Annotated in this window: 11 protein-coding genes; 10 read left to right on the top strand and 1 reads right to left on the bottom strand. The window is 68.6% G+C overall.

Annotation, left to right across the window (positions count from 1 at the left end):
- The first annotated feature begins 50 nt into the window (after positions 1 to 50).
- A complete protein-coding gene (locus tag FVP77_RS12705; protein ID WP_147894952.1) occupies positions 51 to 1,811 on the top strand; it encodes a BCCT family transporter in 1,761 nt (586 codons plus the stop codon).
- 25 nt (positions 1,812 to 1,836) lie between these two features.
- Here FVP77_RS12705 and FVP77_RS12710 read toward each other — a convergent pair whose 3' ends face one another.
- Entirely contained in the window at positions 1,837 to 3,216 is a 1,380-nt protein-coding gene (locus tag FVP77_RS12710; RefSeq protein ID WP_187266933.1) for an MFS transporter, read from the bottom strand.
- Between the two features lie 109 nt (positions 3,217 to 3,325).
- Between FVP77_RS12710 and FVP77_RS12715 the strand changes: the two genes are divergently transcribed.
- The 9 genes from FVP77_RS12715 (at position 3,326) to FVP77_RS12755 (ending at position 12,174) form a co-directional block, all read left to right on the top strand.
- Complete coding sequence (locus FVP77_RS12715) at positions 3,326 to 3,844, top strand: hypothetical protein (RefSeq protein WP_147894954.1); 519 nt, start codon at positions 3,326 to 3,328, stop codon at positions 3,842 to 3,844.
- 174 nt (positions 3,845 to 4,018) lie between these two features.
- The gene (gene dnaK / locus FVP77_RS12720) at positions 4,019 to 5,875 is read left to right on the top strand and encodes a molecular chaperone DnaK (protein ID WP_147894955.1); all 1,857 of its coding nucleotides are present in this window, start codon (positions 4,019 to 4,021) and stop codon (positions 5,873 to 5,875) included.
- A gap of 2 nt (positions 5,876 to 5,877) precedes the next feature.
- Positions 5,878 to 6,492 (top strand): nucleotide exchange factor GrpE, encoded by a 615-nt coding sequence (locus FVP77_RS12725; RefSeq protein WP_147894956.1) that lies wholly within the window; start codon positions 5,878 to 5,880, stop codon positions 6,490 to 6,492.
- A gap of 9 nt (positions 6,493 to 6,501) precedes the next feature.
- A complete protein-coding gene (locus tag FVP77_RS12730) occupies positions 6,502 to 7,497 on the top strand; it encodes a DnaJ C-terminal domain-containing protein (protein WP_147894957.1) in 996 nt (331 codons plus the stop codon).
- A gap of 108 nt (positions 7,498 to 7,605) precedes the next feature.
- Positions 7,606 to 8,046, top strand: a complete 441-nt coding sequence (locus FVP77_RS12735; RefSeq protein ID WP_147894958.1) for a heat shock protein transcriptional repressor HspR — start codon at positions 7,606 to 7,608, stop codon at positions 8,044 to 8,046.
- 120 nt (positions 8,047 to 8,166) lie between these two features.
- Complete coding sequence (locus FVP77_RS12740) at positions 8,167 to 8,943, top strand: potassium channel family protein (protein WP_147894959.1); 777 nt, start codon at positions 8,167 to 8,169, stop codon at positions 8,941 to 8,943.
- A 92-nt stretch (positions 8,944 to 9,035) separates the two neighbouring features.
- A complete protein-coding gene (locus tag FVP77_RS12745; protein WP_147894960.1) occupies positions 9,036 to 9,665 on the top strand; it encodes a GntR family transcriptional regulator in 630 nt (209 codons plus the stop codon).
- 173 nt (positions 9,666 to 9,838) lie between these two features.
- Entirely contained in the window at positions 9,839 to 10,831 is a 993-nt protein-coding gene (locus FVP77_RS12750) for a phosphoglycerate dehydrogenase (protein ID WP_147894961.1), read from the top strand.
- Positions 10,832 to 10,869: 38 nt separating this feature from the next.
- Positions 10,870 to 12,174, top strand: coding sequence for an ABC transporter substrate-binding protein (locus FVP77_RS12755; protein WP_147894962.1), 1,305 nt, complete (start codon positions 10,870 to 10,872; stop codon positions 12,172 to 12,174).
- Positions 12,175 to 12,232: the final 58 nt, after the last annotated feature.

Raw genomic sequence — 12,232 nt, forward strand, 5'->3', positions numbered from 1 at the left:
ACGGGAGGGCGTTCCTCGCGTGGGCGGAGAGGCTTGGGTACCGTGTTCCGGTGACTGACGGAACCCCTGCCGAAAAGCCATCGCCCGCATCGACCGCCACCGCCGACGCCCGGCGCTACCGGGCGGCCAAGTGGGTCGTCATACCCGCGGGTGCCGTCGCTCTGACGATCAGCCTGTTCGCGGTGATCTTCCCCGCGCAGGCCGAGGTGGCCTTCGCCGCCGTGCAGACCGGCATCGTGAACGGATTCAGCTGGTACTACGTGCTGATCGCGGCGTTCTTCGTGGCGTTCGCGCTCTTCGTCGGATTCAGCCGGTTCGGCGACATCAAGCTCGGCAAGGATGACGACGAGCCGGAGTTCTCGACCGGCTCGTGGTTCTCGCTGCTGTTCGCGGCGGGAATGGGCATCGGTCTCGTCTTCTACGGGGTGAGCGAACCCCTCAGTCACTACGTGAACCCCCGGCCCGGGGTCGTCGGCACCGACGCGCAGCTCGCGCAGTCGGCTCTGACTCAGACCTACCTGCACTGGGGCATCCAGGCGTGGGCGATCTACGTGGTGGTCGGGCTCGGTCTCGCCTATGCCATCCATCGCCGGGGCCGACCCCTGTCGATCCGCTGGGCGCTGGAGCCCCTCATCGGCAAGCGCGTGCGCGGCGGCTGGGGCAACGCGATCGACGCGATCGCCCTCGTCGGAACCCTCTTCGGCGTCGCCACCTCGCTCGGTCTCGGCGTGCTGCAGATCAGCGCCGGCCTCGATGCGGGCGGGATCGTCTCGGAGCCGGGTCTACCGGTTCAGATCATCATCATCGGGGTCATCACGATCGCGGTCCTGTTCTCGGTGCTCTCCGGTGTGACGAAGGGCATGAAGTGGCTCTCGTCGTTCAATCTCGTCCTCGCGGGCCTGTTGCTCCTGTTCGTCCTGTTCGCCGGTGACACCGCGTTCCTTCTGCGCGAGTGGGTGCAGTCGATCGGGGCGTATCTCCAGAACTACGTCGGGCTGAGCTTCACGGTCAGCGCTTTCCAGGGCGAGGCCGGCCAGGAGTGGCAGGCTGCGTGGACGTCGTTCTACTGGGGCTGGTGGATGTCGTGGGCGCCGTTCGTCGGCATCTTCATCGCCCGCGTCAGCCGAGGACGCACCGTGCGCCAGTTCGTCGTCGGCGTGCTGCTCGTTCCGACCCTCGTGGGCGTGCTCTGGTTCGCCGTGCTCGGCGGCTCCGCGATCGCGCTCGAGATGCGCAGCCCCGGCGCGCTCACCGAGGCCGACGGCTCGGTCAACGTCGAGGGGGCGCTCTTCCAGCTGCTCGACTCGCTGCCGGGCGGGGCGATCCTCACGATCGGCGCGATCATCCTCATCGCGATCTTCTTCGTCACCTCGGCCGACTCCGGAGCACTGGTGATGGGCATGCTCGCGACCGGCGGCAACCCCGAACCGGCTCGCTGGGTGCGCGTCTTCTTCACGCTCGTCACTGCGTTCCTGGCGATCGCCCTCCTCGTCGCGGGCGGTCTCGGTGCCCTGCAGGCGGCGGCGATCGCGACCGCGCTGCCGTTCAGCGTCGTGATGCTCGCGATGTGCTGGGCGACCGTGCTCGCCTTCCAGCGCGAGCGGCGGGCGTATGAGAGGGCGCGTCGCGCGCAGTTCGTCGACCAGATCGGCGAGCACTACGGGCTCGAGGTCGAGGCGCGAGACGAGACGGGACTGCGGGCGCCCGATTGGTGGCCGTGGAAGAAGCGCGCGGATGCTGCGCCCGCAGCATCCTCAGCATCCTCAGAATCCTCAGCATCCGACGCTCCCGCCGGCCCGACGAACGCCTGACCGCGAGACCTGTTCGCCGCGTCGGTCAGTCGATCGCGGCCTGCTTGGCCTTGACCGGGAGCATGAGGAAGAGCCCCGCGAGCAGCACCAGCACGATGCCCAGGATGCCCAGGCGGGTGTCTCCGGTCACGCCGACGAACAGCGCGAACAGGCCGGGGGCGAGGAACGACACGGCGCGTCCCGTCGTGGCGTAGAGGCCGAAGATCTCGCCCTCCCGACCCGCGGGGGTGATGCGCGCGAGGAACGATCGACTGGCCGCCTGCACCGGTCCCACGAACGCGCAGAGGATGAGCCCCGCGACCCAGAACCCGCCCTGGGCCGAGCCGATGAACAGCACGGCGGTGCCCGTGACGACCAGGCCGACGAGCGAGAACAGGATGAGGTTCTTCGGGCCGAAACGATCGTCGAGTCGGCCGGACGCGATCGTGCTGATACCGGCGATGAGGTTCGCCGCGACGGCGAAGTACAGCACCTCGGTGGAGGAGAACCCGAAGACCTGCTGCGCGATGATGGCGCCGAAGGTGAAGACGCCGGCGAGACCGTCGCGGAAGACGGCGCTGGCGAGGAGGAACAGCAGCACCTGACGATTGCCGTGCCACAGCGACGTGAGCGTCTTCCAGAGCACGGCGTACGAGCGGAAGAACCCCACCCGCACGCGCCGCGACTGCGCCTCGATCTCGGGCACCCGCACGAGGACGGGGATGGCGAACAACCCGAACCAGATCGCCGAGGCGACCACGGCGACGCGGATGTTGAGCCCGTTGTCGGTGGTGATGCCGAGCACGCCTCCGGTGCCCTCGGCTCCGAAGTTCTGGATGAACAGGACGAGCAGGAGGATGAGCAGCGCGATGCCGCCGACGTAGCCCATGCCCCAGCCGAAACCCGAGACGCGTCCCATGGTCTTTCGGGTGCTGACCTGCACCAGCATCGCGTTGTAGTTGACGCCGGCGAACTCGAAGAAGACGTTGCCGACCGCGAGCAGGGTCGCTCCGAGCACGAGGTACCCCGGGGCGGCTTCGACGAAGAACATCGCGGCCATCGACAGGACGACGACGAACGTGTTGATCCCGAGCCAGAGCTTCCGCCGCCCGCTGCCGTCGCTGCGCTGACCGAGCACCGGGGCCAGCACGGCGATGACGATGCCGGCGATCATCAGGGCCACCCCGACGAGGCTCGCGTTCGCGGCGAGGGCGGCGACCAGGTCCGGGTTCCGGTCGTCATCGCCGGCGGCGGCGACGATCGCCGGGTCGACGAACAACCCGCTGGCGAGGTACGTGCTGAACACGAACGTCGTGACGACGGCGTTGAAGGCCGCCGAGCCCCAGTCCCACAGCGCCCACGACCAGACTCTCGAGCGGGGGATGACGGCGGCGTCGGTCGGATCGGGGGAGCTCACGTCGGTCACGCTAGGCCGTCGCGGTGAACACGCGGTGATGCCCCGCCGCGCGCGCCGCGGCCGCGCCGCGCGGGTGCGCGCACGGGCGTTAGGCTCGCGACGACGAGAGGGGTCGGGGATGCCGGATGCTGCGCCGCAGGTCGATGTGGAGAAGGAGCGGGCAGCCGCGACCTACTTCAAGGAACGCGTCTACGCGACGTTCACCGGTCTCGCGATCGTGCTCGTGACCGCCACCGCTTTCCACCCCGAGGCCGACCACGCCTTCTTCGCGCTCGTGCTCGGCGTGCTGGGCATCACCGCGGCGGGGTTCGTGTCGGAGATCATTTCGCATCTTGCGGTGCACCGGGAGTTCCCCGGCCGACGCCGCGTCGAGGAGATGCTGAAGGTGGCGGGCGGAGCGATGGGCACGGTCCTCATACCCGGCGGCATCATCGTGCTCGCCTGGGTCGACGTGCTCGACATCGACACGGCGCTGACCGTGTGCGCGTTCGTCTTCATCGGCACGTTGGCCGTCATCGGCTGGCTCGGCGTGCGTCGCTCCCGTCTACCCCTCCGCCAGCAGCTGCTCGCCCTGCTCCTGCTGCTCGCCCTCGGTCTCCTCGTGATCGGCCTGCAGACGGTCGCCCATTCGGTCTGATCACCGAAGTTGAGCCGATTCATAGCAAGTTCGGTTGACCGCGACCGGCGGGTTCGATAGCGTTGAGTCATCACGGCTCAACCCTTCGCGACATCAGCGACCCGTTGAGCCCCCAGAACTCGACTCGAACCCAGGGACGCAGCATCCGCTCGTCTCATCTAGAAGGAGATCAACATGGCACGTGCTGTTGGAATCGACCTCGGAACGACCAACTCGGTCGTCGCCGTCCTCGAGGGCGGCGAGCCCAAGGTCATCGCGAACGCGGAGGGTTTCCGCACCACCCCCTCCGTCGTCGCGTTCACGAAGGACGGCGAGGTGCTCGTCGGCGAGACCGCGAAGCGCCAGGCCGTCACGAACGTCGACCGCACCGTCTCGAGCGTGAAGCGTCACATGGGCACCACCTGGACCTTCGACGTCGACGGCAAGAAGTGGACGCCGCAGGAGATCTCCGCGCGCATCCTCCAGAAGCTGAAGCGCGACGCCGAGGAGTACCTCGGCGACACCGTGACCGACGCGGTCATCACGGTTCCCGCCTACTTCAACGACGCCGAGCGCCAGGCCACCAAGGAGGCCGGTGAGATCGCGGGCCTCAACGTGCTCCGCATCATCAACGAGCCCACGGCCGCCGCTCTCGCGTACGGCCTCGACCGCGGCAAGGAGGACGAGCTCATCCTCGTCTTCGACCTCGGTGGCGGAACCTTCGACGTCTCCCTGCTCGAGGTGGGCAAGGACGACGACTTCTCGACCATCCAGGTGCGCTCGACCTCCGGCGACAACCGCCTCGGCGGCGACGACTGGGACCAGCGTCTCGTCGAGTACTTCATCAAGCAGTTCAAGGACACCACCGGCGTCGACGTCTCCGGCGACAAGATCGCCCTCCAGCGTCTGAAGGAGGCGGCAGAGCAGGCGAAGAAGGAGCTCTCGAGCTCCACCTCGACCTCGGTCAACCTGCCCTACCTCTCGCTGACCGACTCGGGCCCCGTGTCGCTGTCCGAGACGATCACGCGCGCGAAGTTCGAGGACCTCACCAAGGACCTCCTCGACCGCACGAAGAAGCCGTTCGAGGACGTCATCCGCGAAGCCGGCATCAAGGTCGCCGACATCGACCACGTCGTGCTCGTGGGTGGTTCGACCCGTATGCCCGCCGTCGCCGAACTCGTCAAGCGCGAGGCCGGCAAGGAGGCCAACAAGGGCGTCAACCCCGATGAGGTCGTCGCCGTCGGCGCTGCTCTCCAGGCGGGCGTGCTGAAGGGCGAGCGCAAGGACGTCCTCCTCATCGACGTGACCCCCCTGAGCCTCGGCATCGAGACCAAGGGCGGCATCATGACGAAGCTCATCGAGCGCAATACCGCCATCCCGACCAAGCGCAGCGAGACCTTCACCACGGCGGACGACAACCAGCCGTCGGTCGCGATCCAGGTCTTCCAGGGCGAGCGCGAGTTCACCCGCGACAACAAGCCGCTCGGCACCTTCGAGCTCACCGGTATCGCTCCGGCTCCCCGTGGCATCCCGCAGGTCGAGGTCACCTTCGACATCGACGCGAACGGCATCGTCCACGTCTCGGCGAAGGACAAGGGCACCGGCAAGGAGCAGTCGATGACCATCACCGGTGGCTCCTCGCTGCCGAAGGAGGACGTCGAGCGCATGGTGCGCGAGGCCGAGGAGAACGCGGCCGAGGACAAGAAGCGTCGCGAGTCGGCCGAGGTGCGCAACCAGGCCGAGACCCTCTCGTACTCGATCGAGAAGCTGCTCTCCGAGAACGCCGACAAGCTGCCCGAGGACGTCAAGACCGAGGTGCAGGGCGACGTGGACGCGCTCAAGAGCGCGCTTGCCGGTGACGACGATGACGCGGTCAAGACCGCCTTCGACAAGCTCAACCAGAGCCAGGGCAAGATCGGCGAGGCCATCTACAACGCCGGTCAGTCCCAGCAGACTCCGGATGCAGCGCCCGACGCTCCGACCGACGCCCCCTCCTCCGACGAGGACGTGGTGGACGCCGAGGTCGTCGACGAGGAAGACGAGAAGAAGTAACCATGGCGAAGAAGAACTTCGAAGAGCCCGGCGCCGACAACGGCCGGGGCGACGACGAGGTTCGGCCGAACGGGGAGGGGTCGGGCGCCGAGCCTGCCGGAGCATCCGACCCCTCGTCGCAGGACGAGCTGACCGTGGACGACATCCTCGGCGCAGAGCAGACCGCTCAGGCGCAGGCCGAGGACACGACCCTGGCAGATCTCGAGTCGCAGTTGCTCAACGACCTCAAGCGTCTCCAGGCCGAGTACGCCAACTATCGTCGGCGTACCGAGGACCAGCGCGAGCGAGAGATCGAGCGGGCGAAGGGCGAGGCCGTGAAGGGCCTGCTCCCGGTGCTCGACGATCTGGACCGCGCGGTCAAGCACGGCGACCTCGAGGCCGGCACGCCCTTCTCGGCGATCGCCGAGAAGGTGCGCTCCGTGGCCGAGCGCCTGGGCGTCGTCTCGTACGGCGTCGCCGGCGAAGAGTTCGACCCGCAGCAGCACGAGGCGATCTTCCAGGCGCCGACCCCGGGCGTGACGGTTCCGACCGTGCTCGAGGTCGTCGAGGTCGGCTACCGCCTCGGCTCGGTCGAACTGCGACCCGCGAAGGTCGTCGTCGCCGTCCCGGCGGAATAGGAGCACCGTATGGCGAGTCAGGACTGGTTCGACAAGGACTTCTACAAGGTGCTCGGCGTGGCGAAAGACGTCTCGGAGGCCGACCTCAAGAAGACCTACCGCAAGCTCGCCCGCAAGTACCACCCCGACTCCAACCCCGGCGACGCGAAGGCGGAGGCGACCTTCAAGGAGGTCAGCGAGGCCTACGCGGTGCTGAGCGATCCCGAGCAGCGCGCGGAGTACGACCAGATCCGCGCCATGGGTTCGGGGGCTCCGCGCTTCACGGCCCCGGGCGGCGGGAACGCCGGCTTCGAAGACGTCTTCAGCATGTTCGGCCAGGGGCGCGGGGGTACGCGCCCCCCGTCGTCGTCGTCGAGCAACTTCGACGACTTCTTCGCGAACTTCGAGCCCGGGGGCTTCGGCTCCGGACGCTTCGGGCAGACATCGGGCGGGTACCGCGGCTTCGGCGGCCCGACCCGGGGTTCCGACGTCACGGCGCGCACGACGGTCGACTTCGTCACCGCCACGAAGGGCGAGACGATCTCGCTCCAGGGCGACGACGGCAAGCCGTTCAAGGTGAAGATCCCCGCCGGAGTCTCGGATGGCCAGAAGATCCGTCTGCGCGGTCGCGGGCGCCCGTCGCCCGACGGCGGCGAGAACGGAGACGTCGTGGTGCAGGTGACGGTGCGCCCGCACCCCGTGTTCGTGCGGGACGGCCTGAACCTGAGGGTCACCGTTCCGGTCACCTTCACCGAGGCCACCCTCGGCGCGACGATCGAAGTGCCGACCCTCGGCGGCGACCCCGTGAAGCTCCGTGTCGCGCCCGGCACCCCGTCGGGTCGGGTGCTGCGTGTGAAGGGCCGGGGCGTCGAGACGTCGAAGGGCACCGGAGACCTCCTCGCCGAGGTGCAGGTCGCCGTTCCCGCGCACCTCGACGACGCGGCTCGCGAGGCGCTCGTGCGCTTCCAGGAGCTCGAACCGAAGGAGAACCCCCGCGCCGAGCTGATGTCGAAGGCGCGCGGCTGACATGAGCGAAGGAGATGTCACCGGGACAGGACGATTCGCGCCGAATCGTCCTGCATCCGTGACATCTCCTCCGCTCGACACGCGACGTGAGGAAGGACGGTGACCGGCATGGATGACGAACTCGACGCGGACGCGCCGATCTTCGCGATCGCGGTGGCCGCCGAACTCGCGAACATGCACCCGCAGACCCTGCGCCAGTACGACCGACTCGGGCTCGTGGTCCCCGGCCGCACGCAGGGGGGATCGCGCCGCTACTCCTCGCGGCACATCGGGCAGCTGCGCGAGGTCGCGCGCCTGTCGAGCGAGGGCATGAGTCTTCCGGCGATCGCGCGTCTGCTCGCGCTCGAGGAGCACGTGCACGCCCTCACCCGCCGCGTCACCGAACTCGAGCGTCAGCTCAGCGCCGAGCGGCAGTCCCGGCCGGGCGCGCGCGTCTTCGCCGCCGGTGCCACGGGCTCGGTGGTCACGCTCCGCCACGGTTCCCGCGTGCGCCGCGCGACCGACGTGGTGCTCTGGCGCCCGCGTCGCCCCGGCGACGACGCCGACTGATCCGCCTCCGCAGCATCCGCGAGACTCCACGCCGGCGACGAAACAGCAGCGCACGGTCGCTGTCTCGTTGCCGGTCTGAACTCTCGCGGACTCGGCTCGGCCCTGCTCTAGAGTGCGAGCATGGTGACGAACGCCCCGCGCGACGCGGGAGAGACCGCGGCCACGCGACGCTGGGAGGCGGCGAGCTACTGGCCGCTGACGGTCGCCGCGCTCGCGTTCCTCATCGCCTACACGTTCCAGGTCATCGGCGATCTGCGGGGCGCCTGGTCGACCGTCACCACGGTCGTCGTGGTGACCACCTGGGTGATGTTCATCGTCGACTACCTCGCGCGACTCCTCCTCAGCCGCCCCCGAGGGCTCTGGGTGCGGCGGCATCTCTTCGACATCGTCATCGTTCTGGTGCCGACGCTGCGACCCGTGCGGCTGCTCGGAGCGCTCACCCGCATCACCACGTTCACGCGCACGGCGGGCAGCTCGCTGCGCGCCCGTCTGCTGATCTACGGCACGGGCGCGGCGCTGCTCCTCATCTGGATGGCATCGCTGACCGTCCTGAACGCCGAACGCCACGCCCCGGGGGCGACGATCACCACCTTCGGCAACGCGGTGTGGTGGGCGTTCTGCACCGTCACGACCGTCGGCTACGGCGACTACACGCCGGTGACGATCCCCGGGCGGGTCATCGCCGTCTTCCTGATGGTCGGGGGTGTGGTGCTCGTCGGTCTCATCGTCGCGTCGTTCTCGTCGTGGGTCGTCGAGCGCGCCGCCCGCGGGCACGAGGACCAGCTGCCGGCCACCCGCGCCGACGTGCACGAGGTGATGCGCGAGATCGAGGTCGAGCGTGCGTCCGGCGAGCGGGTCGGCCCGGGAGCGGCGGACGGTCCCGACGCCCGTCCGTGAAGGATTGACCCGGATCGCCGAGCGTGGGTTAGCTTTGTCACCAGTAGACAATTCCCAGGGGGTAATCCGTGTCGGATCTTCGACCGTTGGCAATGGGTGATCAGATCGCGCATCGCCTGAGGGTGGAGATCATCCGCGGGATCATCCCGCCCGACACTCATCTCGCCGAGGATCACCTGGCCGCCCGCTTCGACGTCAGCCGGGGGCCGGTGCGCGACGCGCTGCGTCAGCTGGAGACCGAGGGGCTGGCCGAGGATCGGCGCAAGAGGCTGTACGCCCGTGCGATGGATCTCCGCGACGTCGAGGAGCTGTACACCGTGCGCGAGGCCCTCGAGTCGTTGGCCATCCGGCTCGCCATCGAGAACGCGAGCGCGAAGGACTGGGACAACGTCCAGCGCATCGTGGACTCCATGGCCGCCGCGGCGGAGGACGACGACGGGGAGCGGTTCGCCGACGCCGACATGGCCTTCCACACGAGCTTCTACGCGAACTCCGGGAACAGGCGCCTCCTCGACGCGTGGCGGCCGTACCAGCGCATCTTCGCGATCCTGTTCGAGCTGAGCGACACCTCCGACATCGCCTCCGCCACCGAGGACCACCAGGGATTCCTCGACGTGGTGCGCACGGGCGACGTGGAGGCGTCGGTGCGGCGGCTCCGGCTGCACCTCACCCTGGCGAAGGGTCACGTGCGCGACGTGCTGCGAGGGCTCGCGCACACCTGAGGTCGCGGTTTTCAGAGGGGGCATCCACGGCATCCGGGCCGTGGGTGCCCCCTCTTCGCATCGTCTTGACATCTTCGTGGGGCGCCATCTATGGTGACTGTTAACAGTAAACAAATCGTTCAACGGTGATCGATTCCTCGGAATCCTGACCCGCCCAGAAAGGCCTCCGAGAGATGACTGCAACCGCCCCCCTGTTACCTGTCGGCACGGGACGAACGGTCATCGTCGGGCCGGTCCGCTACCCCGAGCTCTGCTCGTCGGGGCGCCAGCTGCTGCTCGACCACGGCTTCACCCTCGTGGAGAACGACGCGACCGTGCCGTGGACCCAGGCCGAACTGCACGAGCTGATCGCCGACGCGGACGCCGCGGTCGGCGGCGTGGAGGTCTACGACGCGGAGGCGCTCTCGCACGCGGGCCGTCTGCAGATCATCGCCCGGCTCGGCGTCGGCCTCGACAACATCGACCTCGACGCCACCCGCGACCGCGACGTGAAGGTCGTGAACGTGCCCGGCGGGAACGCCGCGGCGGTCGCCGAGCTCGCCATCGGATTCATGCTCTCGGTGCTGCGCCGCATCCCCGAGATGGACTCCGCCACGAAGGCGGGCCGGTGGGACCGATTCGTCGGCCGCGAGCTGGCGGGCACGTCGATCGGCCTGATCGGTTTCGGCGCGATCGCGCAGCTGCTCACCCGTCGTCTCGCCGGCTTCGACGTGTCGGTCAAGGCGTACGACCCCTTCGCCGACGAGGCGGCCGCAGCGCGACTCGGGGTGTCGCTGGTCGACACGGCGGCTGCGGCGGTGGCCGACGTCGACATCGTCAGCGTGCATGCCCCGCACATCGCGGCGACGCACCACATCGTCGACGCCGAACTGATCTCGGGCATGCGTCAGGGCACCATCCTGATCAACACGTCGCGCGGCGGTCTCGTCGACCAGAACGCCCTCGTGGAAGGCCTCGCCACGGGCCGGATCGCCGGAGCCGGCCTCGACGTGTTCGAGGTCGAGCCCACCACCCAGGACAACCCGCTCTTCTCCCACCCCATGGTCGTCGTGGCACCGCACGCCGCGGCCGACAGCCGCGAGGCGTACGAGCGGATCGGCCTCGCCACCGCTCAGGCCATCGTCGACGTCTTCGCCGGTCGCGTGCCCACCGCGCTGGTGGCCTGACCTTCACATCTCCCGAACACCCCACGAAAGGAACACCGATGTTCACCACACAGCGATCGCGGCGCCTTCTCGCCGTCCTGGCCTCCGGGGCGGTTCTCGCCCTCGGCCTCACCGCCTGCGGCGGCGGAAGCGGCGGCCAGGCGGAGGGCGAGGTCACCGAGCTGACCGTCGTCGCCGCCAACAGCCCGTGGACCGAGGGCCTGAAGACCCTCGCCACGCAGTACGAGGACGAGACCGGCATCGCGGTCACGATCGAGGCCTACGGCAACGAGCAGCTGAACGACAACTACAAGGTCAAGCTGAACTCGTCGTCGTCCGACTTCGACGTCATGGCCTTCCAGGTGCAGGACGTCATGCGCGAGTTCTCGCGCAACGGGTGGCTGGCCGACATGACGGAGTACGTCTCCTCCGACGCCGAGTGGGACTGGGAGGACTTCCAGCCCGCCGCTCGTGACGCAGTGCAGCTCGACGGCGTCGTGTACGGCGTGCCCGTCATGACCGAGCGCCAGATCGTCTACTACCGCACCGATCTGCTCGAGGCGGCCGGTCTGGAGGTGCCGACGACGCTCGAGGAGCTCGAGACGGCGATCGCGACGCTCAACGACCCCGACAACGGCGTCTTCGGCATCGCGATGCGCGGCTCGCGCGTGCCGCTGGTGACGCAGCTCTCGTCGTTCCTCTACAGCTACGGCGCCGATTTCCAGGATGCTGACGGCAACGCATCGATCGACACCCCCGAGGCTGTCGAGGCCATCGAGCTCTACGGCAAGCTGCTGAAGGAGTACGGCCCTCCCGGAGTGACGAACATGGGCTGGGTCGAAGCATCCGCCCTGTTCGCCCAGGGACGCGCGGCGTTCTACATCGACGCCGACAGCCAGGCCTACACCTTCCTCGACGAGAACAACAGCAGCGTCGTCGACACCGTCGGCTTCGCGCAGTTCCCCGAGGGCCCCGACGGCTCGAAGTTCTACAACATCGTTCCGCAGACCGTCGGCATCAACGAGTTCTCCCAGAAGAAGGATGCTGCGTGGGAGTTCATCAAGTGGGTGACCAACGAGGAGAACACCAAGTGGCTGCTCGAGAACGAGACCGTCCCGGGTGCCCGTCAGTCGGCCTGGGACGATGACGCCGCTGTCGCTCAGTTCCCGGCCGGGCTCGTGGAGATCGTCCGCAACGTCGCCGACCACGGCGTCGGCCACGACCGCCCGCAGCTCGAGCAGGTCGCTGCGGCACGCGAGATCGTCGGCGGTCCGGTGATCGCCGCGATCGAGGGCGGAGACGTCTCCGAAGCGGCGACGTCCGCCAACACCCAGTTCCAGGACCTCCTGGACTCTGAGAACTGATCGGGCCGGGGTCCCGGCGGCCGCACCGCCGGGACCCCGCTCACCAGAGGAGGAAGAA

This window comes from Microbacterium hatanonis, assembly GCF_008017415.1.
Taxonomy (GTDB): Bacteria; Actinomycetota; Actinomycetes; order Actinomycetales; family Microbacteriaceae; genus Microbacterium; species Microbacterium hatanonis.